Origin of the sequence: Bacillus sp. NMCC4, assembly GCF_002998555.1 — a bacterium.
Taxonomy (GTDB): Bacteria; Bacillota; Bacilli; order Bacillales; family Bacillaceae; genus Bacillus.
Window position 1 is genome coordinate 402719 of the sequence record NZ_PVRA01000002.1, and the last position, 24673, is coordinate 427391.

22 protein-coding genes are annotated in these 24673 nt (G+C 41.2%); all 22 read left to right on the forward strand.

Features of this window, described 5'->3' with window-relative positions:
* The first annotated feature begins 18 nt into the window (after positions 1 to 18).
* The 22 genes from C6Y02_RS06310 (at position 19) to bcbE (ending at position 24392) form a co-directional block, all read left to right on the forward strand.
* Positions 19 to 1101, forward strand: a complete 1083-nt coding sequence (locus C6Y02_RS06310; protein WP_223256504.1) for an inositol-3-phosphate synthase — start codon at positions 19 to 21, stop codon at positions 1099 to 1101.
* Between the two features lie 3 nt (positions 1102 to 1104).
* Positions 1105 to 1956 (forward strand): HAD hydrolase family protein, encoded by an 852-nt coding sequence (locus tag C6Y02_RS06315; protein ID WP_106030883.1) that lies wholly within the window; start codon positions 1105 to 1107, stop codon positions 1954 to 1956.
* A complete protein-coding gene (locus C6Y02_RS06320; protein ID WP_106030884.1) occupies positions 1957 to 3093 on the forward strand; it encodes an aminoacyl--tRNA ligase-related protein in 1137 nt (378 codons plus the stop codon). It abuts the gene before it with no gap.
* Positions 3080 to 4210 carry a nucleotidyltransferase family protein gene (locus C6Y02_RS06325; protein ID WP_106030885.1) on the forward strand — a complete coding sequence of 377 codons (1131 nt, stop codon included), beginning with the start codon at positions 3080 to 3082 and terminating at the stop codon, positions 4208 to 4210. Before C6Y02_RS06320 ends, C6Y02_RS06325 begins: the two co-directional genes overlap by 14 nt.
* 4 nt (positions 4211 to 4214) lie before the next feature.
* Positions 4215 to 5471, forward strand: coding sequence for an ATP-grasp domain-containing protein (locus tag C6Y02_RS06330; RefSeq protein WP_106030886.1), 1257 nt, complete (start codon positions 4215 to 4217; stop codon positions 5469 to 5471).
* Entirely contained in the window at positions 5458 to 6768 is a 1311-nt protein-coding gene (locus tag C6Y02_RS06335; RefSeq protein ID WP_189318238.1) for a type III PLP-dependent enzyme domain-containing protein, read from the forward strand. Before C6Y02_RS06330 ends, C6Y02_RS06335 begins: the two co-directional genes overlap by 14 nt.
* On the forward strand, positions 6734 to 7927 hold the full coding sequence (locus C6Y02_RS06340) for an acyl-CoA dehydrogenase family protein (protein ID WP_189318239.1): 1194 nt from the start codon (positions 6734 to 6736) through the stop codon (positions 7925 to 7927). Before C6Y02_RS06335 ends, C6Y02_RS06340 begins: the two co-directional genes overlap by 35 nt.
* A 25-nt stretch (positions 7928 to 7952) precedes the next feature.
* Positions 7953 to 8948, forward strand: a complete 996-nt coding sequence (locus C6Y02_RS06345; RefSeq protein ID WP_106030889.1) for a hypothetical protein — start codon at positions 7953 to 7955, stop codon at positions 8946 to 8948.
* The gene (locus tag C6Y02_RS06350; protein WP_106030890.1) at positions 8917 to 9471 is read left to right on the forward strand and encodes a hypothetical protein; all 555 of its coding nucleotides are present in this window, start codon (positions 8917 to 8919) and stop codon (positions 9469 to 9471) included. The genes C6Y02_RS06345 and C6Y02_RS06350 overlap by 32 nt, the downstream gene beginning before the upstream one ends.
* A gap of 12 nt (positions 9472 to 9483) precedes the next feature.
* Entirely contained in the window at positions 9484 to 11451 is a 1968-nt protein-coding gene (asnB, locus tag C6Y02_RS06355) for an asparagine synthase (glutamine-hydrolyzing) (protein ID WP_106030891.1), read from the forward strand.
* 62 nt (positions 11452 to 11513) lie between these two features.
* Positions 11514 to 11786, forward strand: coding sequence for a YlmC/YmxH family sporulation protein (locus C6Y02_RS06360; protein WP_012010001.1), 273 nt, complete (start codon positions 11514 to 11516; stop codon positions 11784 to 11786).
* Between the two features lie 123 nt (positions 11787 to 11909).
* On the forward strand, positions 11910 to 12812 hold the full coding sequence (gene dpaA, locus C6Y02_RS06365) for a dipicolinic acid synthetase subunit A (protein WP_106030892.1): 903 nt from the start codon (positions 11910 to 11912) through the stop codon (positions 12810 to 12812).
* A complete protein-coding gene (gene dpaB / locus C6Y02_RS06370; RefSeq protein ID WP_044141876.1) occupies positions 12809 to 13402 on the forward strand; it encodes a dipicolinate synthase subunit B in 594 nt (197 codons plus the stop codon). Before dpaA ends, dpaB begins: the two co-directional genes overlap by 4 nt.
* A 139-nt stretch (positions 13403 to 13541) precedes the next feature.
* Positions 13542 to 14561 carry an aspartate-semialdehyde dehydrogenase gene (gene asd / locus C6Y02_RS06375; protein ID WP_106030893.1) on the forward strand — a complete coding sequence of 340 codons (1020 nt, stop codon included), beginning with the start codon at positions 13542 to 13544 and terminating at the stop codon, positions 14559 to 14561.
* A 92-nt stretch (positions 14562 to 14653) separates the two neighbouring features.
* The gene (dapG, locus tag C6Y02_RS06380; protein WP_034662253.1) at positions 14654 to 15868 is read left to right on the forward strand and encodes an aspartate kinase; all 1215 of its coding nucleotides are present in this window, start codon (positions 14654 to 14656) and stop codon (positions 15866 to 15868) included.
* 30 nt (positions 15869 to 15898) lie between these two features.
* Complete coding sequence (gene dapA, locus C6Y02_RS06385) at positions 15899 to 16765, forward strand: 4-hydroxy-tetrahydrodipicolinate synthase (RefSeq protein WP_044142095.1); 867 nt, start codon at positions 15899 to 15901, stop codon at positions 16763 to 16765.
* Positions 16766 to 16936: 171 nt separating this feature from the next.
* Entirely contained in the window at positions 16937 to 18604 is a 1668-nt protein-coding gene (rnjB, locus tag C6Y02_RS06390) for a ribonuclease J2 (protein ID WP_106030894.1), read from the forward strand.
* 119 nt (positions 18605 to 18723) lie between these two features.
* The gene (locus tag C6Y02_RS06395; protein WP_034662249.1) at positions 18724 to 19452 is read left to right on the forward strand and encodes a ClpP family protease; all 729 of its coding nucleotides are present in this window, start codon (positions 18724 to 18726) and stop codon (positions 19450 to 19452) included.
* Positions 19449 to 19685, forward strand: a complete 237-nt coding sequence (locus C6Y02_RS06400) for a YlzJ-like family protein (protein ID WP_034662246.1) — start codon at positions 19449 to 19451, stop codon at positions 19683 to 19685. The genes C6Y02_RS06395 and C6Y02_RS06400 overlap by 4 nt, the downstream gene beginning before the upstream one ends.
* 111 nt (positions 19686 to 19796) lie before the next feature.
* A complete protein-coding gene (locus C6Y02_RS06405) occupies positions 19797 to 22169 on the forward strand; it encodes an FtsK/SpoIIIE family DNA translocase (protein ID WP_106030895.1) in 2373 nt (790 codons plus the stop codon).
* A gap of 165 nt (positions 22170 to 22334) precedes the next feature.
* A complete protein-coding gene (locus C6Y02_RS06410) occupies positions 22335 to 23060 on the forward strand; it encodes a GntR family transcriptional regulator (RefSeq protein WP_060596309.1) in 726 nt (241 codons plus the stop codon).
* A gap of 102 nt (positions 23061 to 23162) precedes the next feature.
* Positions 23163 to 24392: a bacillibactin exporter BcbE gene (gene bcbE, locus C6Y02_RS06415; protein ID WP_223256513.1), complete on the forward strand. Its 1230-nt coding sequence runs from the start codon at positions 23163 to 23165 to the stop codon at positions 24390 to 24392.
* Positions 24393 to 24673 lie beyond the last annotated feature (281 nt).

Genomic DNA, 24673 nt, shown 5'->3' on the forward strand with positions numbered 1-24673 from the left:
AAAAAAGGGGTTATGAAAATGACAAAAGTTCGCGTAGCAATTGCAGGAGTAGGATCATGCGCTTCAAGTATTGTTCAATTTGTAGAATTGGCAAAGGAAAAGATGGATACCCTCTCCGGTGTTATGCATGATGTCATTGGAGGTTATCACTTGTCTGATGTGGAATTTGTTGCAGCTTTTGAAGTAGATCAAAATAAAGTAGGAAAAGACTTATCAGAGGCTATTTTTACTAAACCAACGGCTGCAGTAAAACATATAGATGTTCCGTTTTTCCAAGTACCCGTTGAAGCAGGTCCTTTATGTGATGGTCTTGAAGGAGATTTGTCCAACTGCATTCAGCCGCATGAACACTCATTAAAAATGAACACACATGATGTGACGCAAAGATTAAAGGACGTTCAGGCAGATGTACTAGTCTGCTTCTTACCGACAGGTTCGTTTGAAGCAGTTCGAGTATACGCAGAGGCGTGTGCACACGCTCAAACTGCCTTTATTAATGCGACACCTGAACCGGTGGCAAATGATCCTGAATTTGTCAAAATGTTTGAAGAGTCGAATACCCCGCTCCTTGGAGATGACTTAAGAAGTCATTTAGGTGCCACAACACTGCATACAGCGTTAATTGAACTATTAAAATCCCGAGGGATTGATATTACCAATACGTACCAATTGAATGTCGGAGGCAATACAGACTTTTTAAACCTTGCCAACCCAATGAGATCAACGAGTAAGCAAAAATCGAAGAGAAAAGCATTATTTGCCTCTGGTATTGATGCCAGCGAAGTGGCAGCAGGTCCGAATGGCTATGTCAGCTACTTAGGGGATCATAAAGTCTGCTTCCTGCGATTGGAAGGAAATTCTGTTTTGGATTCAGACATTTCGCTTGAAATCCGTTTACAAGTAGAAGATTCTCCGAATTCAGCTGGTGTTATCGCTAACGCAATGCGTGTAGCAAAAGCAGCTAAAGACATGAATCACAGCGGTGTCATACATGACGTCTGCCCATTCTTATTCAAAAGCCCTCCAATTGGAAAAGTAGATTCAGAATCATTGCGTCTATTCAATGAATATGTAGCAAATGCTGAGCTGAAAAAGGTGTGATCAGTGGAAGCAGAACTAAATTTTTGCGAGATGAAATTTGCCGCTTTTGACTTGGATGGAACATTAATTGATGACCGAGGTCAACTTATTGGTGATGTCCATGGCGCAGTGAACATGCTGCGCCAAAGAGGCATTATTTCAATTATTGTCACAGGCAGAACCTATGATTCTTTCTTCTCTCTGAACTTAGATCCATCTTTACTCGATTTATTTCATCATGATGTTTTGCTGAATGATGGAAATGTGATTTGCCACCATCAAAAGAAAACATTTGACGTTAAACAATATCTAGATGCTGCTTTATGCCGGCAGGTCATCTCGTCACTTGATGGTCAAGCTGAATTTGTCATGGAATCACATGGGAAGCATGTGGCATCAAGTAAAAGCGCTAAGTTGAAATATTGTATGCTTTACACATTTCCACGAGAAAAAATAGAGGTTGGTCATCAGAAAGAATTCAGATTTGACCGTGTGACAAAACTATTTATTTTACCGAAAGAAAAAATAGATATCGCTCATCTATTAAGAGATTGTCATTGTGATGTTGCGGATGCCCAGTTTTTAAATGCACAAGTGATATCCCCGAAAGGAATTTGTAAGGCAGATATGCTTGGGCACCATTTATTAGATTGTTTTGGAGAAAGTGATTTAAATCGTGTGATTGCTTTTGGAAATGGTCATAATGACAGACTGCTGCTGAAGAAGGCCAAGTGGGGGCTGGCAGTTCAAGATAGCCATCCATCGGCGATTGAGTTATGTGATGTTCATTTACAAGAGTCTATTTATGACTATCTTGATAAAGTTTTACAACCATTAGAAGCACCAAAAGTTATCAATGAAAAGGGAGGTATTTAGTTGAGAACCCTTCAGCTGCCTTTACCAGATGCACTAGAAGATACAATGATACCGGATTTTGTGGAAAGAGTTTCTTTTCTATCTGCCCATATTGTGCACGTTGATCTTCTTGAAGAGGAATCTGTTATTGAAGTAACAGTAGATCATACGGGAGATGCAGAGGCGATATCAGCTGCGTTTTTAAAGTTATCGTCAAATGTAGCTCAACTGCGGAGGTTTCGTGAAAAGGAAATGAAATCAAATATTCATTTATCCAGTGAACTTGTTCATTCGAAACTAAGCGACGATGACCAAAAGAGAACCTTCTATGATGAAATTGAAATGGAACTCTCACACTATTTTGATCAATTATTCTTAAATATGGGGATTTCACTTGGAGCCAAATTAAGAAGATACCCTTCTACGATGAGTAAAGAATTAATGGAAAAATGTAAATACCATACGAATTTTCCGCAAAATATTTATTCTGTTTTTGAAATACCACATGATTACCAGATTATTGATGACATTCGAGAAAAGCATCATGGTTTTCTGCCTGAACACTTCCAGCAAGCAGGCCGTTTTTTACAGCCGTGTATTTGTTATCACTGCTATGAGGAATGGGAAGGGAAGACCTATACAGACAATCAAATGATGACAGCAGCGGGGCAGTGTTTTAGACATGAAATTTCTTGGAAAGTAGATCCTCTAAGGAAACTAGAATTTAGTATGCGTGAAATTGTCTTTATCGGTGATAACGAATACATCAACGAAACAAGAAAAACACTTCTTGAACACACATGGCAATGTTTTCATCAGCTTGGCCTTAGTGGAAAGGTTACGACCGCAAATGACCCCTTTTTCTTTTATGATGATATGGATAAAGCGAATTATCAATTAATGGCGAACAGCAAATATGAGTTAGTAGCTGTGACAGAAAAGAAAGATGTTTCGATCGCTTCTTTTAATGACTGTGGAGAAATGCTTTGTGAAAGGTTCCAGATCAAGGGAGAAGATGGTATGCCGCTTTATTCGGGTTGTGCCGCATTTGGTATCGATCGATGGGTTCAAGTATTTTTACAAACGTACGGTCGAAATCGAAAGAATTGGCCGGATGAAATGCTTCTTATAAAGGAGGGTCACTATGCTGCAAAGTAATCTGACTCAAGAAGAGCACACAGCCCTCATTTTATCTACTCCTTTTTTAGAAGACAGCCAGATAGAAGAGATGCAGGAGCTTCTGTATCAGCAGCAAGACTGGAATGTCATTCTCGGAATGCTGCATGTTCATCGGACAGCAGGTATTGCATGGAAGAATATTAAACGTCATGCCATTCATTTAAGAAAAGATTTTAAAGCAACTTATTTTTTAAAGTCATTAGAGATTATGTATAAGGGTCAATTAGAAACGGCACGAGACAATATCACATTAAACGATCAGTTATTCCAAGCACTTGATCAAAAAGGAATTGAGTATGCCATTGTAAAAGGAAGTGTGATTGGCCAGTGGGCATACGGCGATGTAGGGCTTCGCTTATTTGGGGACAACGACCTCTTTATCTCACAAGATCAGCTGCAAGAAACTGGACATGTATTAAAAGAATTAGGCTATATTCAAGGTTCTTGGAACTATGAAACGGAGACAGTCACACCTGCGAAACGAAAAGACATTCTTTACCTCATCATGAACTCACATCAAACCTACACCTATATGAAACCTACACCAGAATGCCGCTTTATTGATTGTCATAAAATTGATGTTCAGTTTTCAGTTGACCTCATGACAGGAAACCGGACAGATTCAATTGTCCAAGAAATGCTGTCTAGACGAATTCAAACGTCTGTTGATCAACACCTTGTATGGTCATTAAAAGAAGAGGATATGCTGATTTTCTTATGTATTCATTTTTACAAAGAGGCGATTTATTTAAATGAAGTGGAGTCAATGAAAGACTTACTGCTTTATAAGTTGCTTGATATATATGGCATGTTTATGAGAGAAGACCTATTGGATGTGGATTTGTTTGTCCGTCGAACGAAAGCGTATGGCTTTGAAAAGATGGTCTATTTTGCTTTGCATTATGTGAATGAAGTCTTTCCTCATACGATTCCTGATCTTGTCATGGATGCACTTCAGCCTGAATCGCTTGCTTATTTATCTGAAGTGCTGGATGCAAATGATGTCGTTCATACCTGGAATCAGCCCATTCGTAAACGATTCTTTCACATTAATCGATCTTTAGAAATACAAAAGCATTCTGTTCATAAGGAGTAGTGTGATGAAAGATCCGGCAGCGCTATTTGATTTTAAGGGAAGAAACGACGTGATATGGTTTGGGAATATGAATCAAGAACAAAGCTGGGAACAAACAAGAGCTTTACCTGTCATGACAGACCATGTTCAAAATGAACTGGTTCTTCAGCAAGAACAACAACTGCTTTTGATTGCTTCTAAGGATCATCATGTCATCATGCATCATCAGCCTGAACCTGCTTTTTTAGCCTATTTGGAAAAGAAAGGTGTCAAGCTTCCACATATGATTCAAAAAGAAGATGCCTTGAAATTAAAGGGACTCATTGTACCCTATCTTTTAGATGAATCGGTTGAACAAGAATCATCAATTGAAAAAAGAAAGATTTATGGCTCAAATTCAACACTCGTAAAGCGATTCAATCATAAGATTTCGACTAGAAAATGGGCAGAAGAACATCAGTTTACTGTCACGTGTGGTGCTGTTTGTCAAAATGCTGACGAGTTAAAACAGACGTATGAAGAATTAAGGGCGAATCATTTCTCAAAAATGGTTCTGAAAATACCTTATGGATCATCTGGGAAGGGACTTCGTATTTTAAAAAACGAGAGAGAATTCATGCAGCTAGTGACCTTTATCGAAAGAAGAAAAATCCAAACAGACCTCCTCTTAGAGGGGTGGCATCCGATTAAGCGATCTTTAAATGCCCAATTGCTCATTCAAGAGGAAGGATCACACTTACTTTCAATTACAGAACAGAAAATCAATGAAGACGGCATCTACTTAGGGACCGATTTTGCGCCTATTTATGAACTGGACAAAAAACGTGAATATGAAGTAATCATGCATCGAATCATAGAGCTTCTATATGAAGAAGGGTATCGAGGCGTGGTTGGCGTTGATTCGATAATTGATACAAATGAACAGCTCATACCGATCATTGAAATAAATGCCCGGTTCACGCAGGTTACTTATTTACTCCCAATCATTTGCCGTTTTTTTTCAACCTACGAATATATGGAAAGCCGCTTTAAAAGATTCTCATGCAGTGCCGACCTGCCATTTGAAGATGTATTAACGGAGGTAACAGAAGCACTCGGTCCGGGAGAAGATGGTGGGTTTTTTATTTATACTTTCGGTAAAACGAGAGCGGATGATATGTGGCACTATCGACTGTTTATATTGTTTTACCATATGAAGAAGGACAAGCAGATTCATATGCTGACAATGTTTGATGATATGGAATTTTCAGCAGAAAGGGGGAGAAAATTTGCCGAAAAATGACTCTACGCTCTTAGAGAAAGCGAATTGTTATGGGACGCCGATGTATGTATACGATGGAGATGCATTGAAAGATCACTATGATCACATTACAGCATGGCTCCATCAATCAGCTGAGGTGTTCTTTTCATTTAAGTCCAATGGAAATGTCTCGATTGCGTCATTGTTACGGTCTTTTGGGGCTGGTATAGAAGTGGCTTCTGCAGGAGAGCTCCTTATGGCTGTAAAAGCAGGTTATTCGCCGACGCATATCATTTTTTCTGGCCCTGGTAAACAGAAGCAAGAGATCGATGTCGCTATTCAGCATGAGATCTATTGTATTATCGCCGAATCAAAGGAAGAGCTCATCTATATCGCTGAGTCTGCAAAGCATCAAAACAAACAGGCATCAGTAGGCATTCGGATTAATCCTGAATCCATTGAGTCACTAGCAAAAATCAAAATGGGCGGAGTTCCAAGTCCATTTGGGATAGATGAATCCAAACTGAAAGACGTATTTGACCTATTTCAGAAGTATGATCATTCGCTCTTATTTAAAGGGATTCATATGTATTTGGGGACTCAAGTTCTTGATGAAACATCGCTTTTATCATCGTTTGAATACACGCTCAACACAGCTGTTCGAATCAAGAATGAATTTGGACTAACATGCCAGATGGTTGATTTAGGCGGTGGGTTTGGAATTCCGTATTTTCAGCATGAGACACCCCTTCATGCTGAAAGGTTATTTCAAAACGTAGCGGAATTGATTAGAGCGTATGAAACTGAGCTGGAATTTCCGAGGTTTATTATTGAGATGGGGAGATTCCTTTTAGCGGAATGTGGTGTTTATTTAACAACTATACAATATGTAAAAGAATCAAAAGGGCAGACGTTTTTAATTGCAGATGGAGGAATGCATCATCATCAAGCGATGACGTTTAGAGGCAGGCTGCTCCGCAATAATTATCCGATGCGGCTCATTAAACCTTCTAGCAAACCCTCGGCTGTAGTGAAACAATCGATTGTTGGTCCACTTTGTACCCCGGAAGACTTAATTGGCAGGCAGGTGGAGCTTCCGCAAGGCGATGTAGGTGATCTTCTTTGTATTGAGAAATCTGGGGCATATGGACTTTGCTACAGCCCTACCTTATTTTTAGGTCATCCTTCTCCGCTAGAGCTGCTTTTGTTTGAAGGAAACGATTATGTCATTCGAGATAGAGGGACCTCGGATGATCTTTTATTGAAACAAAATAGATTATTCTTTAGACAAAGGAGGGATGAATATGACACTGACGGAGCTTCGTCAAGAAACGATTGATCGTCTCATTTTCCAATTTTCAGAAAGAGCGAGTCAGCTTGATGACGAATTTCAGTTCCCGCATCAGAATCTAGATGAGCTGATTGATTGTGGATTACATGTCGCCAATATGCCGAAACAAGACGGGGGTCTTGGGTATGGATTTGAAGAAACGGTGACTCTTTTGTCACACATATCTAAAGGGTGCGCGTCGACAGGACTCATTATGGCGATGCATTACTATTCGCTCGGCGCATTTTCTGAAGTGCTTACAAGTGAGCAGCAGGCCATGGTTTTTGACGATATTCGGCGTTCAGGAGAGCTAATCGCTTCTGTTAGCGATCCGAATGTGATTTTTATTTATCAGCGTAAGCAAATGGACGGAATTCCGACCATTACCGCAGAAAAAACAGATGGCGGATATCTTGTGAGTGGAACTAAATTTACAGTGACTGGTGCACCGCGCATTAAATATTTACCGATTTATTGTCAGTATGCTCCGTCGTCATGCACATCTCAATATGGAATGACTGCGCTCTTAATGACATTACCGAGTGAAGGTGCTGCGATTGAGGAATCGTGGAATTATTCGGGCATGAGAGCATCGATGAGTCATCACATTCATTTTGATCAAGTGTTTATACCCGATCATCAGCTCATCGGGCGGGAAGGCTACGCAATAGAAGATACTGAAAATTTAATCTATTGGTTTCGTCTAGCTGTTACAGCTGTTTATTATGGCATTGCAAAAGCAGCATATGAACATGCCCTCGGTATGACATATAAAAGAAATGATCGAATTTCCAAGAAAAAATCAGCCTTTTTACCAGGTCAACAATTTCGTATTGCAGATATGAAAATTAAATTAGATGTTGCACATTCTCAGCTTATGGCCTGTGCCCAGCAAGCAGATCAAGAAAAGAAACAAAATCATTACTCAAGTGATTTGTATACAAAGACGCTGATTACAAAACATTTTGTGACGCAAGCAGCAGAAGAAATCGTGCAGCTAGCTTCTCAGGTAGAGGGTTTTTCTTCATTACAGCAAGGATCTTTGCTCGAGCGTTTAAGCCGAGATGTGAAAGCGGCAAAATTTCATCCGCCTTCTGAAGATTTATTAAAAGAAGTGATTGCGAAAAAAGAGCTGGGCATTATCCCGTTAAAAAATCGCTGGGTATGATGGCAAGAAAAAGGAGGAGACATATGTGGCTACTGCAGCACCTATTTACCGGAACAATTACTTAAACTGTTCTCAATTAACGATTGCAGCCATGCTTCTTAGAAAAGGGATTGGAATTGATAGGATTTGGAGGCAGGCAGGCCTTGTTTATAGATCTCAAGACCAAGGGTTTGTTTTGATCGGTTCCTTTAAACATTTTCGTGATGATATTCTACATCATAATGGCATTCATTTAGAAGAAATTTTTTACACGGAAGAGGAATTAGACCTTTATATCAACCGTGTGTTTAAACAGCATCCAAGCAGAGGGACTGTGTCTGTTTCCTTAGATATATATGATTTACCGTACTGTCCATTTTACGAAAGAGAACATGGGTATCACACATTGGAAGTACTTGAGGTGAATGATGATCATGCAGTGATCAGTGACCATGCTTACTCCTATCATGGCACATTGAGCAAAGGCCATTTGATGAAAGCTGCCCGCTCTGTATATGAACATACACCTCGAACCGAAAATCGTTATAAGTGGATCAAACATGTGGAACTTCAGAAAGAACCAGATGTGCTGGTGATATTAAAGGAGCATGCCGCCATCTTAGAAGGAGCACCGCCGCATTTTGATTTGCCTGGAGCTGTCACAGGGCTAGGCGCTATTTCAGTGATTCAAAGGGATTATATTGATAGTATCAAAGACAATGAAAATGGAAATTTATTAGACAATGTTTATTTTGAAGGACTAAAGGATGTGGCCAACTCCAGAAAACATATGGTGACATTCTTATCTACTTATGAAAATGAGCTTTTACATTCCCTTATTCAAGCTTTTGAAGATGCTTATCAAAGCTGGACAGTGCTCGCCAATTTTACGGCTAGAGTAGGCCTCAGTAAAAATCCTCGCAGTATGATAGAAAGGACGGCGAATCGGTTTCAAAAAACATTAGAAGTGGAGACCAGTCTTCTCACAGAACTAAAAGAGGTGATTCAAAATGAAGACCTATCAAACTCTCTCTCTTCATGATTATGTCAATAACAGAGGCATCACATATCAAAATGAATATGAAAAAGGCCAATTAACAATTGGCGGAGCTTCTTTGCCGGCTGAGTTAATCATGAACGTGCAAGATCTTTTTATCGAAGGGATTCCTTTTCAGTTCATATATCAAGATCAAGGAGACAATATTGAATTAGAGGGACAGTCTATTCATTTTCCGCCACTTGAAGCAGAAGCGCTTCATGTCGTTGGCTGTTCATCCAATGGCAATCTTTACGAAGAGATTTCATTATTACGAGAGGGGAACGTTGTCTGTGAGACTCGGCTTTCATTAACGGATGTGATTGAACGTGAACCTGCATTTCATGATCGAGCGGCATATGCATTTGATTATATTCATACGGTATCCGGCATTAATCATCATTTGACATCAAACCTATGGCTTGATTCGCTCACCTTCTCGCAAAAAGTAGTTTTCGATGAAATTCGCTTTCAAGATAATCCATTTATGCATATTTTCGCAATGACGATTCAGCAGTCAGATCATTAATGGAAGGGAGCCATGTCTATGTGCGGCATTGCAGGCTATTGTCATTTTAACCAAGCACCACTTGATCCTCACATCTTACTGAAGATGAAAAACGCACTTGCTGTGCGTGGACCTGATGATAGTGGTGTATATCAAGATGACTCAGTTGGTTTGGTTCATACGCGGCTTTCAATTATTGATATTCAATCTGGGCCGCAGCCAATAACAAATGAAGATGATTCTATATGTGTGATTCTAAATGGAGAGATTTATAATTTCAAAGAATTAAGAGAGAACTTATGGAATAAAGGCCATTTGTTTCGTACGCAGACAGATACAGAAGTGCTTGTTCATGGCTATGAAGAATACGGAATTTCCTTTGTTGAGCAATTGAACGGAATGTTTGCAGCTGCGATATGGGATAAAAAGAAGAAAGCACTTTATTTGTTTAGAGACCGGTCTGGGATTAAACCGCTGTATGTTTCAGAATGTCGGGGAGGTCTTATTTTTGGATCGGAAATGAAGGCTCTTTTTCAGCATCCCGATATACAAACTGCTATTCAGCCGGAGGCTGTTATTAGTTATTTATCCTTCCGTTATTCGATCGGCGAGCAGACTTTCTTTCAAGGAATTCAAAAATTACCCCCAGGTGTCATCTTGAAAATAGATGAAACAGGCATATCAAAAGAGGCCTACTGGCAATATCCTCTCCCTGCTGATGGGATCGATCGGGGAGAACGTTATTATCAAAAGGAATTGTTTGAATTAATTCAAGATAGTGTGCAAAAACAGATGATGTCTGATGTGCCTGTGGGAGCTTTTTTGAGTGGGGGTGTGGATTCGACTTCGATTGTCGCTTTGATGTCCAAATATGCAAACGAGAATATTCATTGTTTTTCGACCAGCTTTGAAGAGGAAGGCTTTTCTGAAGAAAGCTATGCCAAGCTCGCGGCAGATCAATACAATGTCAAGCTTCACTCACATCGAATGAGTGAAGAAGAGTACTTTCAATTATTGCCTGAAGTTGTGAAGCGAAGAGATCATCCTCTTTCTATTCCTCATGAAGTCGCTTTTTACCATATGTCACGGGAAGCAAAAAAGCACGTGACGGTTGTTTTATGTGGTGAAGGAGCGGATGAATTGTTTGCAGGTTATGGACGTGTCTTTAGGAGTCCAGCAGATTGGCGGAAAATTTTATGGCTTCAAAAAAACCGAAAACTGTCCTCCATCCTTTCAAAGGTATTATTTGAACCATCCTTTCAGCAGCAGGTGCATCAATTGATCCAGCTTGAAGGTGAGATGGATCATTACAAAAAAAGGTATGCATGGTTTACTGCTGGCGAAAAAGAGCAGCTTTTAAGGCGTCACGCTGATTCAATTGATCCTCCTAACTCGCACATGAACAAGTTTATCGCCCATTGTTTTCAAAAGATGGAGGGTGCGTCGTATGAAAATAAACTGCTCTATTTATTTCAGCAGATTCATTTACCAAATCTGTTAGACCGGCTGGATATTATGACGATGTCACATGGACTAGAAGCGCGTGTTCCATTTCTGGATCATCGCATCATCCAATTTGTCAATGACATGCCCTTCAAATATAAGCTTCCTTATAAGGGACTGCCTAGCAGGCTGCAAGCATTTTTTCAGTCGAGTCTCAAAACAAGTGAGGTACAAGACATTCCGAAATATATGTTAAAAAAGACAATGGAGCAAACGGTGGATAAGCGTATATTATATAGAAGAAAAATGGGTTTTCCGGTTCCAGTGTATCATTGGATGAGCAAAAGGATGAAAGAAATCGAAGAGAAGCTTCTTGATCAACAAAGCTTTGCAACAGAACTGTTTCAAAGAAAGCCACTAGAGCAATTTTTACGAAATGATCCGAATCAGAAAAACAAAAATGGAGCGGATCAAAAAGTCTGGATGCTTTACAACTTGGAATTATGGCATGATCACTACATGAAAGGGACGCGGCTTCCTCTCCAAACTAGTCATTAAAGAGATCTGGTCTATTCCTTTTGCCTGCTGCATATATGATACGGAAGGGAAGTGATGCGATTTTGAGGCTGAGTGAACTGTCAGGAAAAGAGATCGTCGATATTAAAAGAGCGGAGCGGCTTGGCGTGCTTGGACAAACCGACCTTGAAATCAATGAACAGGACGGTCAAATAACAGCACTCATCATACCTTCCGTGAAGTGGTTTGGCTTTCGAAAACAAGGAAATGACATCCGCGTCCCGTGGAATCACATTCAAAAAATAGGATCAGATATGATCATTCTCGATGTGCCTGAAGCGCTTCAGCCGCCCGGAGAAAAAGAGCATCCATCATAAATGGGTGCTCTTTTTCTTTTCTCTCTCCGATTTGTTCACAGGCTGAATCCTCTCCTCATATGCTGAAAGGGAGATTCAGAAAATATTACAGACTTTTTTAAATAAAGAAGGTGAACGGTCAGTATGTTGAGCGGTTTAACGGTTGCGGTGATCGGGGGAGATGCAAGGCAGCTTGAAATTATTCGCAAGCTGTCACAGCAGCATGCCAAAGTGTTTTTGGTCGGATTTGATCAGTTGGATCATGGTTTTATCGGTGCTGAAAAGCTGAAAATGTCAGAACTTCCATTCGAACAGGTAGACAGTATGATCCTGCCAGTATCAGGGGCAACGGATGAAGGCGTTGTTGCGACAGTTTTCTCAAATGAGCAGGTTTTGCTGGAAGCAACATATTTAGAAAGAACCCCTGCCCATTGTACCTTGTACTCAGGTATTTCTAATACGTACTTAGACAATCTGGCAAAGCAGGTGAACCGAAAGCTTGTGAAGCTGTTTGAGCGAGATGATATTGCCATATATAACTCTATTCCAACAGTTGAAGGGATTATCATGATGGCCATTCAGCAAACGGATTATACGATTCATGGAGCACGTGTTGCTGTTCTCGGGCTTGGAAGAACAGGACTCACCATTGCCCGTACATTTCTGGCACTCGGTGCGGACGTAAAAGTAGGGGCAGCAGATACAGCTCATTTAGCGCGGGCCTTTGAAATGGGACTTGATCCATTTCCAATGGATCGCTTAAAAGAAGAAGTAACGGATGTAGATATCATCATCAATACCATTCCAAGCCTTGTATTAGATTCATCTGTCATCGTCAGCATGACACCAAAGACACTCATTTTGGATATCGCCTCCCGCCCAGGGGGAACAGACTTTGACTTTGCACAAAAACACGGAGTGAAGGCGCTTCTTGCACCAGGACTCCCGGGGATTGTAGCACCAAAGACAGCAGGGCAAATCATTGCAAAAGTGCTTTCTGGGCTCTTATGTGAACTTGCAGAGGAAAAAAGGGGGATGGAATCATGACGACATTAAAAGGGAAAAGAATCGGCTTTGGCTTAACTGGTTCCCACTGTACGTACGAAGCTGTTTATCCGCAAATCGAAGCACTTGTAAAAGAAGGAGCAGAAGTGCGTCCAGTGGTGTCATATACGGTCCAGAACACAAATACAAGATTCGGAGATGGGGCTGACTGGATTGAGCGGATTGAGAAGCTGACTGGCTTTAAGGCAATTGACTCAATCGTGAAAGCAGAGCCGCTTGGACCTAAGCTGCCACTTGATTGTATGGTCATTGCTCCATTAACAGGGAACTCGATGGCGAAATTCGCAAATGCCATGACAGACAGCCCTGTTTTAATGGCTGCAAAAGCAACCATTCGAAATCATCGTCCTGTCGTTTTAGGAATTTCGACAAATGATGCGCTAGGCTTAAATGGTACAAATCTTATGAGGTTGATGTCGACAAAGAATATTTTCTTTATCCCATTTGGCCAAGATGATCCATTTAAAAAACCGACCTCCATGGTCGCGAACATGGATCTGCTTTCTCAAACAGTAGAAGAGGCACTCCAGCATAGACAAATTCAGCCGATTTTAATTGGACCAAACGAATAATAGATTCACTAGAAAATCATGAAAGATTCAAAAAAGATGCTTCAAGCCTTGCTTTTCTATGGTAAAATAAAATGTAAAAAGTCATAGGATGGCCATCCGAAAGAAAAGAATCATGGATGGGTCGGAAGGAGTTTTACTGATGGGAAGAGGATTGCATGTAGCTGTAGTTGGAGCGACTGGAGCTGTCGGTCAACAAATGTTAAAAACACTAGCTGACAGAGATTTTGAAATGGATACACTGACTCTACTATCCTCAAAACGTTCTGCTGGAACAAAAGTGACATTCAGAGGTCAAGAGTATACCGTTCAGGAAGCAACACCTGAAAGCTTTGAAGGAGTGAACATTGCATTATTCAGTGCTGGAGGAAATGTTTCCAAGGCGCTAGCTCCTGAAGCAGTCAAACGAGGTGCGATTGTTGTAGACAACACAAGTGCTTTTCGTATGGACGAAAACATCCCTCTTGTCGTACCAGAGGTAAACGAAAAAGACTTGCATGACCATCAAGGAATCATTGCAAACCCTAACTGTTCAACGATTCAAATGGTAGCGGCATTAGAACCGCTTCGTCAGGCGTATGGCATGAAAAAAGTCATCGTGTCCACTTACCAAGCCGTATCAGGTGCAGGACATGAAGCCATTGACGAACTATACTGCCAATCACAAGCCATTTTAAATAAAGAAGATGTAAAGCCGGAAGTCATGCCTTATCAAATTGCATTTAATGCGATTCCGCAAATTGATAAATTCCAAGACAATGGCTATACATTTGAAGAAATGAAAATGATCAACGAAACGAAAAAAATTATGCATATGCCAGAGCTAGAAGTAGCGGCAACATGTGTGAGACTTCCAATTGAAACAGGACATTCAGAATCTGTCTACGTCGAACTAGAATCAAATGACGCAACAGTTGACGACATTAAGTCAATTCTTAAAGATGCACCAGGCATTACACTGCAAGATGATCCGTCTCAGCAAATTTATCCAATGCCTGCAGATGCTGTTGGAAAAAACGACGTATTTGTCGGCCGCATTCGGAAAGATTTGGACCGTCCAAACGGGTTCCATATGTGGATTGTATCTGATAACCTGCTAAAAGGCGCTGCATGGAACTCAGTTCAAATTGCAGAAAGCTTAAAAGCATTAAAATTAGTTTAACATTCAATGGATGATGAGGACGAACAGAAGAGAGTTAGGCATCTTTCGCCTGCTCTCTTCTGTTACGTCAGAATGAACTTGGAGTGAAAACAGTGAAAATAATTGTCCAAAAATTTGGCGGTACATCTGTCAAAGATGATCAAGGTAGAAAAAGGGCACTTGCACATATCTTATCGGCAAAAGAGAAAGGCTATAAGTCGGTTGTCGTCGTTTCCGCAATGGGACGAAAAGGCGACCCTTATGCGACAGATACGCTGCTTGGTCTGCTTTACGGCAGCGCGCAGCATATGACAAATCGAGAAAAAGACTTGCTCGTTTCCTGCGGAGAGAATATTTCAGCTGTTGTGTTTTCAAGTATGCTGAATGAAAACGGGCTAAAGGCTGTAGCAATGACAGGCGCACAGGCGGGCTTTGTGACAGATAAGGAGCATACGAGTGCGAAAATTATTGATATGAAGTGTGAACGTCTCGAGGCGGCACTGTCTGAACATGATGTTGTCGTTGTTGCTGGGTTCCAAGGAGCTGCGAAAAATGGGGACGTGACCACAATCGGACGAGGCGGCAGTGATACGTCCGCAGCTGCTTTAGGTGCTGCATTACAGGCAGACTTTATTGATATTTTTACAGATGTAGAAGGCGTCATGACAGCAGATCCCCGCATTGTTGAAAATGCAAAGCCGCTCAGAGTCGTGACATATACGGAAATTTGCAACCTTGCATATCAAGGGGCGAAAGTCATTCACCCGAGAGCTGTCGAAATTGCGATGCAAGCAAAAGTACCAATGAGGGTCCGTTCAACATACTCTGATGATGAGGGCACACTCGTCACGTCACACTACTCAGATAAAATGAGCCATGATGTGTACGACCGCCTCATTACGGGTATTGCACATGTCAATGATGTGACGCAAATCAAGGTCCCGGCAAAAGAAGGGCAGTACAGCGTCCAAACAGAGGTCTTCAAGGCTATGGCTAACGCACAAATCAGTGTCGACTTCTTCAACATTACACCGAGTGAGATTGTGTATACAGTGACAGGTGCAATGACTGAAAAGGCAACATCGATCCTAAAAGATCTTGGCTATACGCCAATTGTGACAACAAATTGTGCGAAAGTATCAGCTGTTGGCGCAGGCATCATGGGTGTACCAGGTGTCACATCTAAAATTGTATCGGCTCTATCTGAGCAAAACATTCCGATTTTACAATCGGCTGACAGCCATACGACCATTTGGGTGCTAGTGAACGAAGAAAACATGAGAGCGGCTGTCAATGCCCTGCACGAAGTGTTTGAACTTTCAAGATAAATGTGATTGAATCATGATGAGGTGAAAAAAATGAATTTCGGAAATATCGCAACAGCTATGATTACACCTTTTGATAAAAAGGGCAACATTGATTTCCAAAAGCTATCAATTCTCATTGATTACTTATTAAAAAACGGCAGTGACTCTTTAGTCGTTGCAGGGACAACAGGCGAATCGCCAACTTTATCGACTGAAGAAAAAGTCGCTCTTTTTCAGCAATCGGTGAAATTAGCAAATGGTCGTTGTAAAATCATTGCAGGAACAGGCAGTAATAATACAAATGCGTCTATCAAACTAACGAAAAAAGCAGAAGAAGCGGGCGTTGATGCAGTGATGCTTGTCGTACCTTACTACAACAAGCCATCACAGGAAGGCATGTATGCACACTTTAAAGCCATTGCCGAGTCTACATCTCTTCCTGTCATGCTTTACAATGTACCAGGGAGAACGGTTGCGTCATTAGCCCCAGAAACAACCATTAAACTTGCGCAAATACCTAACATTGTCGCGATCAAAGAAGCAAGCGGTGATCTTGATGCCATGACAAAAATCATTGCAGAGACACCAGAAGATTTCGATGTATATTCAGGTGACGACAGCTTAACACTTCCAGCTGTATCTGTTGGTGCAAAAGGAGTGGTCTCTGTGGCGTCTCATATCGTAGGACTTGATATGCAGCAAATGCTGAAAAGCTATGCTTCAGGTCAAACGGCCAATGCCGCATTGATCCATCAAAAGCTGCTCCCAATCATGAAACAGCTTTTCACAGCGCCAAATCCAACGCCTGTCAAAACAGCTCTTCAGCTAAAAGGACTAGATGTCGGATCGGTTCGTCTTCCGCTTTTACCTTTATCAGAAGAAGAGAGACTGGATTTAAGCAGCGTCTTAAACAGCTGATCAAAACAAAAAATTTCGTAAGCGGTCATTCTCAGATGTCCCTGAGTATGACCGTTTTTTATACATAAACACTTTCTTAAAATGTGACTTCATCTTGTTTTCTAAAATTAGATTCAGTTATAATAGCATTAAGCGATGATGGACGGGCTTGAGACTAGGAGGATAAGAATTTTGAAAAAGAAAAATACAGAGAACGTAAGAATTATTGCACTGGGAGGCGTTGGAGAAATCGGGAAAAACCTATATGTCATTGAAATTGATTCTGACATATATGTGGTAGATGCAGGCTTGATGCATCCAGAAAACGAAATGCTAGGCATTGACGTCGTTATTCCTGATATCTCTTATTTAACAGAACGTGCTGATCGGGTGAAAGCAATTTTTCTTACCCACGGACATGATGAAGCAATCGGAGGCGTATTCCATTGCTTAAGCAAATTGTCTGTACCAGTTTACGGAACGAAGCTGACCCTTGCGTTACTTCGAGAAAAATTAAAGCAGTATGGCTTCAATCAAAAAGCTGACTTGCGTGAGGTACATGCAAAATCAGTCATTACGTTTGAAACAACAAAGGTATCATTCTTTAGAACGAATCACAGCATCCCTGATTCAGTTGGGATCAGCTTCAAAACCTCTCTTGGTTCAATCGTATGCACAGGTGATTTTAAATTTGATCAAACCCCAGCGCTTAACCAAGCCTGTGACATCGGAGAGATTGCGAAAATTGGAAACAATGGCGTTTTAGCACTTCTTTCAGACAGTGCGAATGCTGAAAAACCAGGTTATACACCTTCTGAGGCGCTCGTCCAAGACGAAATCTCAAATGCGATGTACAATGCTGAAAATCGAGTAATTGTCGCTGTATCTTCATCTAACATTAACCGCGTGCAGCAGATCATTAATGCAGCGAATCAAAATGGCCGTAAGCTTGCCGTAGCAGGGAAGAATATGATGACGACTCTTCAGCTGGCGATCAAACTTGGTTATGTCACAGCAGACGAAGAATTATTTGTACCAGTTCAAGAAGTGAAGAAAATGGCGAAAAACGATGTGGTCATCCTGACAGCTGGAAGCCACGGAGAGCCTCTTGCTGCTTTAACAAAAATGGCAAAACAAAATCACAAACAGCTTCATATTGAAAAAGATGACACTGTGGTGATTGCATCTACACCTCTTCCAGGACAAGAACTCACATATTCAAAAACAGTGGATTTCCTCACAAGAAGCGGCGCACAAGTCATTTTTGCGCAAAAACGTGTGCATGTCTCTGGACATGGCTGCCAAGAAGAGTTAAAGCTGATGCTGAACTTACTAAAGCCAAAGTATTTGATTCCCGTGAATGGCGAATATCGTATGCAAAAAGCACATTCTCGTATTGCTGAAGAAGTGGGAATGAAACGAAGTGACATTTTCTTGATTGATAAAGGGGATGTTGTGGAGTTTAGAGGACAGAACGTAAAAATCGGTGAAAAAGTTCACCAAGGCAATATTTTGATCGATGGTCTTGGCGTTGGTGATATCGGGAACATTGTGCTGCGCGATAGACGCCTATTGTCTCAAGATGGTATCTTAATTGTCGTTATTACGCTTGATAAACAAAAGAAACAATTAATTTCTGGACCTGAAATCATCACAAGAGGATTTGTGTATGTCAGAGAATCCGAAGAGCTGATTGTAAAAGCGACAGAAATGGTCAAAGGAATTGTCAAAGAGCAAACGGAAAAATCAATTGTTGAATGGTCAACATTGAAACAATCCATGCGCGATGTACTCAATCAATTCCTATATGAAAAAACAAAACGTAAGCCGATGATCATTCCAATTATTATGGAAGTGTGATGAGAAAGCCCAAGGAGCATAAGCTCTTTGGGCTTTTTTGATGTGGCACTAGGAATGCGGATTGAATACGGCCTTCTTGTTCATAATAGAAGGAGAGTTTGAGGAAAGGATGGAGACAAATGGACGAAAAGAATGAACAGCAGCCTGAGCGAAAGCCAGAAGAAAAAGACAGCATTATGAGCAAAATACAGCAGCTTGGTGAAACAGCCATACCACAGCTGCCGCAAGATACAAATATACATTGCCTCACCATTATTGGACAAATTGAAGGCCACATGCAGCTTCCGCCACAAAATAAAACAACCAAATACGAACATGTCATTCCGCAAATCGTCGCAGTTGAACAAAACCCGAAAATTGAAGGTCTTTTGATCATCTTAAATACAGTAGGCGGCGATGTTGAAGCGGGACTAGCGATTGCAGAAATGCTTGCATCTTTATCGAAACCGACTGTATCGATTGTACTTGGCGGCGGCCACTCTATTGGTGTCCCGATTGCTGTATCGTGTGACTATTCCTATATTGCAGAAACAGCCACGATGACCATTCATCCTGTGCGTTTAACTGGTCTAGTGATTGGTGTCCCGCAAACCTTTGAATACTTAGATAAAATGCAGGAAAGAGTCATTAACTTTGTGACAAGCCACTCCAATATTACAGAAGAGAAGTTTAAAGAGCTCATGTTCTCAAAAGGCAATTTGACAAGAGACATTGGAACAAATGTTGTTGGTCATGAGGCAGCAGAATACGGACTCATGAATGAAGTAGGCGGCGTAGGACAAGCGATTAAAAAGTTGAACGAACTGATTGGAGACAGGGCATCTCAAAACGAGGGGCTGATCCAATGATTTTATATACACCTATGCCATATGAAGCCATTTACGCGGAGGAACAAGGAGACCGCAAACTTCAGCAGGTAAACATCCAAGGCGTGCCAGTTATGGTTGAAATGAAAGAGGATGAAGCAGAAATTGTTCAAGTCATGAGCACCAATCCAATGGACTTTCTGAATCAAGAGCTTGCACCAGGCAAGCGATTGAAGTTACAATTAGGCACCAATCAAAACGACTCATATGAATGATTCTATGCTATAATAAAGGGAAAACTTACAACAAGATGCAGCCAAAACCAGGCTGCTTTCTTTCTGATCTTTTCGGTAGGTTATATTTTCTTTCGTAGTAAGGTGATGAGTATGGCTAAAAAGAGAAAACGGAAAACGAGAAAAAAACAAAATAAACAGCTAAAACTGAAATATGAATTAAATGGGTTAGTCTGTATTGCCATAGCGATCATTGCCATTTTACAGCTAGGCGTCGTTGGACAAACCTTCGTACATTTATTCCGATTCTTTGCAGGTGAATGGTTCATTCTCTGCCTTATCGGATTATTTCTTTTTGGCGTGACCATCTTCTGGAAAAAACAAATCCCAGATATTTTGACAAGGAGAAAAGCAGGGCTATACTGCATCATTGCGAGTATCTTGCTTTTGTCTCATGTGAAGCTCTTTCAGCACCTTTCATCTGCGGGCGCGATAGGCTCTCAAAGTGTGATGAGAAATACATTTGAGCTTTTCTTGATGGATATGAAAGGTGAGACTGGGTCACCTGATTTAGGAGGCGGCATGATCGGTGCCGTATTATTTGCTGCTTCTTATTTCTTATTTGCACAGGCAGGATCTCAAATTATGGCAATCGTTCTGATGCTGATTGGAATTGTGCTGATTACAAATCGATCTCTTCAAGAAATGGTGAAAAAAGTGTCGCTCCCTGTCTCACAATTTATGGTGAAGCAGTGGAAAGCGTTTGTTGAAGATATGAAAGGAATCAGGCAGGCGAAAAAGAGCGCGCCCTCTCAAAAAACAGGTGAAAAGAAAAAACGGTCTCGTATTCAGGAAGAGGACGATGATGATCAGATCTTGATCGAAGAGGAAACGCCGGTTTCTGACAATAGCCAGCCAATCATCTCAAGCTTTGCTGATAGAGATGACATTCTCACCCCGCTCGTTCAAAAAGAGCAGACGGCAAAAGAGACAGAGCCTCTTCAAGAGTCTGTGCAAAGGGCACCGGTTCCATCAGATACAGCCGATGAACCAAAAGAGGCGCCGCCGATGACATTTACTGAACTTGAAAACAAAGATTACGAATTGCCGTCACTTGATATTTTGGCAGAGCCGCAGCACTCAGGGCAGCAAACAGACAAGAAAAATATATACGAAAATGCAAGAAAGCTTGAAAAAACGTTTCAAAGCTTTGGTGTAAAAGCAAAAGTCACACAGGTCCACTTAGGACCGGCGGTCACCAAATATGAAGTCTATCCAGATGTCGGCGTGAAGGTAAGTAAGATCGTCAATCTAAGTGATGACTTAGCCCTTGCTCTCGCAGCAAAAGACATTCGGATTGAGGCGCCGATTCCTGGTAAATCAGCCATCGGTATTGAGGTTCCTAATGCAGAAATCGCGATGGTTTCTTTAAAAGAGGTATTAGAATCAAAGCAAAATGACCGTCCAAACGCCAAGCTGCTGATTGGACTGGGCCGAAATATTTCTGGTGAAGCTGTGCTGGCTGAAATGAACAAAATGCCGCATTTACTTGTAGCAGGCTCGACTGGAAGCGGAAAAAGTGTGTGCATCAATGGTATTATCACAAGTATTCTCATGAGAGCGAAACCTCATGAAGTGAAAATGATGATGATTGATCCGAAAATGGTTGAACTAAATGTGTATAATGGCATTCCGCATCTGCTCGCTCCGGTTGTAACGGACCCTAAGAAAGCCTCACAGGCACTTAAAAAAGTAGTCAGCGAAATGGAGCGCCGCTATGAATTATTTTCTCATACGGGGACAAGAAATATTGAAGGATACAATGATTACATTAAACGAATGAATCAATCAGAAGAGGCCAAACAGCCAGAACTTCCTTATATTGTCGTCATTGTAGACGAGCTTGCAGATTTAATGATGGTCGCTTCCTCTGATGTAGAAGATTCCATTACAAGACTTTCGCAAATGGCTCGTGCTGCCGGGATTCATTTAATTATTGCTACACAAAGACCTTCTGTCGATGTCATTACAGGTGTCATTAAAGCCAACATCCCATCTCGCATCGCCTTTAGCGTGTCCTCGCAAACAGATTCAAGGACGATCCTTGATATGGGTGGCGCAGAAAAACTGCTGGGCAGAGGGGATATGCTGTTTCTACCGGTAGGTGCAAACAAACCGGTTCGTGTGCAAGGCGCCTTTTTATCAGATGAAGAAGTGGAGCATGTCGTTGATCATGTGATCACCCAGCAAAAAGCACAATATCAAGAAGAAATGATTCCAACTGAAGAAACGCAGGATCAGCTTACAGCTGTGGATGACGATTTATATGATGAAGCAGTGGAACTCATCATCGGCATGCAGACGGCTTCTGTCTCTATGCTTCAAAGAAGATTCCGCATCGGCTATACCCGAGCGGCCCGCCTGATTGACGCAATGGAAGAGCGAGGCGTTGTCGGCCCTTATGAAGGAAGTAAACCGAGAGAAGTCCTGCTCTCAAAAGAACAATATGACGAGCTCTCTTCATAAATCGAAGAGAGCTTTCCTAAAAAAGAAGTAAACGATAGTATGATTATGTTAACTGGAAGTCAGACTATTTATTTATTTGCAAAAACATGATATAGTTGTGTTCAACTTATCTCGGAATAGAGATTTCTCATCTTATCATTTGCATTGATTAGACGGAGGGAAAACATGTCGACCAAAACAGACAATCGCCATTTATATTTGAAAGTGATTGACCGTATTAAAGAAGATATACAAACAGGCGTATATGCAGAAAAAGAAAAGCTGCCTTCTGAGTTTGAGCTCTCAAAGCTTTTAGGCGTGAGCAGAGCGACACTGCGTGAAGCCCTTCGTGTATTAGAAGAAGAGAAGTATTTAATTAGAAGGCATGGTGTGGGAACGTTCGTCAACTCAAGACCACTCTTTTCAACAGGCATAGAACAGCTGGCAAGTGTCACGAAAATGATCGAGCAGGTCAATATGACGCCTGGTACCATCTTTTTATCCTCGCAAGAAGGGGAGCCAACAGAGAATGATGTGATTCGTTTTCAGTGTGATGAATCTGATGAGATTTTTTCAATGGAACGCGTTCGAACGGCAGATGGACAGCCAGTGGTATATTGTTTAGATAAAATTCCGGTCAAGCATCTTCCCGCTTCTTTTACACATGAAGAAGAGTCTCTTTTTGAGCTGTTTGGAAGAGAACCACACAGCGGGATTAAATATGCAGTTGCTGACATCGAACCAATCGGCTACCACGATCAGGTTTCACCGATACTCGAATGTGACCCTGAAACAGCATTATTATTACTGAAACAAATGCACTATGATCAGGATGATCAGCCGGTCTTATACTCGCTTAATTATTTTCGAGCGGATAAATTCAGCTTTCATGTGATACGTAAACGATTTTAACAAGCAGTCGCTTCCATAAGCGGTTGCTTTTTGTTTGCCCATACATAATACCCGTAAAACTTGCCACACTAATACGTAACAGTATATAGAATTGGGTGAATGATGTTGGGCAAGAAAACAGTCAGTAAAAAGAATATTATTGCATTATCATCAGTGCCTCTAATCATGACACTTGGGAACTCGATGTTAATACCTGTATTGCCAGAGATAGAAAAGACACTGTCCATCACTTCCTTTCAAGTCTCCCTCATTATTACGGTATACTCTGTTGTAGCGATCTTATGTATTCCAATCGCCGGCTATTTATCGGACCGAATCGGGCGTAAAAAGGTACTCCTGCCGTGTCTGTTAATCGCAGGTCTTGGTGGGGCTGTGGCAGCAGTTGCCTCAACGATCATGAAAGAACCTTACATGTGGATTCTATTTGGAAGGGTCCTTCAAGGCGTTGGCTCAGCCGGGGCAGCACCTGTCGTGATGCCGTTTATAGGAGATTTGTTTCATGATGATGAAGAAGTAAGTGCGGGACTTGGCGCCATCGAAACCTCTAACACAGCTGGAAAGGTATTAAGCCCGATTATTGGGGCGCTTCTAGCTTCATGGTTTTGGTTTGTGCCGTTTTGGTTTATTCCGTTCTTTTCAATCATCAGCTTTCTCATGGTACTGTTCATGGTAGAGTCCGCGAAAAAAGAGGAGGATCCGCCTACATTCAAAGAATTTTTAAAATCAACAAAGACCATTTTTAAACATGAGGGACGCTGGCTTTATGCCATTTTTGCAATTGGCGGTTTTATTATGTTTCTTCTTTTTGGTGTGCTTTTTTACTTATCTGATAACCTTGAGGCAGCTTATCAAATTAAGGGTGTCAAAAAAGGGCTCCTGCTTAGTATCCCGCTCCTTTTTCTATCCATCAGTTCATACATTGCTGGGAAAACGATTGGAAAAGAAAAAGGGAAAATGAGAATCTTTATAATCGTAGGCATGGCCTTGTTATCACTTTCCTATATGTTTTTATGGTGGAATCACAGCTTTTACGTATTGTTTATCTGTTTAAGCATTGGCGGTGTTGGCATCGGTATTGTACTGCCTGCACTTGATGCCCTGATCACAGAAGGAATCGAAAAAGAGCAGTGCGGAACCATTACGTCATTTTACAGCAGTATGCGTTTTATCGGTGTCGCATTAGGACCTCCGATTTACGCCTATCTCATGGATAAAGGGGACTCCATCGTTTTTATTCTCTCGACCATTTGCAGTCTTATTTCACTATTTTTGGTCCTCTTCTTCATCCAGCCAGATGAAAAGGATGAAAGTGAACAATTAAAAACGGTTTAATCTAGAAAAAAGACGGTATTTTGCCATCTTTTTTCTTTTTTATAAATTGACATGTAAAATTTTGATAGTTAAACTAATGTATAGTAATATCTTTTAAATTATCCCAAATAGGAGGTGTTCAAAAACATTCATTTTCTGTCTTTCTTCAGGCAGAAATTGAGCTCGCGTGCTGATGATGAATATGTGTTTCTTCAACACGAAAAGACAATTGAATAGGTCATCCTGCCATTAGCACGTTGAAGGAGACGCAGTCAGCACTTCAGACACGCTCAAATACAGCA

Excerpts from the sequence above, each read along its gene's own strand:
- C6Y02_RS06310 (WP_223256504.1), top strand. The coding sequence starts at position 19 with ATGACAAAAGTTCGCGTAGCAATTGCAGGAGTAGGATCATGCGCTTCA.
- C6Y02_RS06325 (WP_106030885.1), top strand. The coding sequence starts at position 3,080 with ATGCTGCAAAGTAATCTGACTCAAGAAGAGCACACAGCCCTCATTTTA.
- C6Y02_RS06330 (WP_106030886.1), top strand. The coding sequence starts at position 4,215 with ATGAAAGATCCGGCAGCGCTATTTGATTTTAAGGGAAGAAACGACGTG.
- C6Y02_RS06340 (WP_189318239.1), top strand. The coding sequence starts at position 6,734 with ATGACACTGACGGAGCTTCGTCAAGAAACGATTGATCGTCTCATTTTC.
- C6Y02_RS06350 (WP_106030890.1), top strand. The coding sequence starts at position 8,917 with ATGAAGACCTATCAAACTCTCTCTCTTCATGATTATGTCAATAACAGA.
- asnB (WP_106030891.1), top strand. The coding sequence starts at position 9,484 with ATGTCTATGTGCGGCATTGCAGGCTATTGTCATTTTAACCAAGCACCA.
- dpaA (WP_106030892.1), top strand. The coding sequence starts at position 11,910 with ATGTTGAGCGGTTTAACGGTTGCGGTGATCGGGGGAGATGCAAGGCAG.
- dpaB (WP_044141876.1), top strand. The coding sequence starts at position 12,809 with ATGACGACATTAAAAGGGAAAAGAATCGGCTTTGGCTTAACTGGTTCC.
- asd (WP_106030893.1), top strand. The coding sequence starts at position 13,542 with ATGGGAAGAGGATTGCATGTAGCTGTAGTTGGAGCGACTGGAGCTGTC.
- dapA (WP_044142095.1), top strand. The coding sequence starts at position 15,899 with ATGAATTTCGGAAATATCGCAACAGCTATGATTACACCTTTTGATAAA.
- C6Y02_RS06395 (WP_034662249.1), top strand. The coding sequence starts at position 18,724 with ATGGACGAAAAGAATGAACAGCAGCCTGAGCGAAAGCCAGAAGAAAAA.
- C6Y02_RS06400 (WP_034662246.1), top strand. The coding sequence starts at position 19,449 with ATGATTTTATATACACCTATGCCATATGAAGCCATTTACGCGGAGGAA.
- C6Y02_RS06405 (WP_106030895.1), top strand. The coding sequence starts at position 19,797 with ATGGCTAAAAAGAGAAAACGGAAAACGAGAAAAAAACAAAATAAACAG.
- C6Y02_RS06410 (WP_060596309.1), top strand. The coding sequence starts at position 22,335 with ATGTCGACCAAAACAGACAATCGCCATTTATATTTGAAAGTGATTGAC.
- bcbE (WP_223256513.1), top strand. The coding sequence starts at position 23,163 with ATGTTGGGCAAGAAAACAGTCAGTAAAAAGAATATTATTGCATTATCA.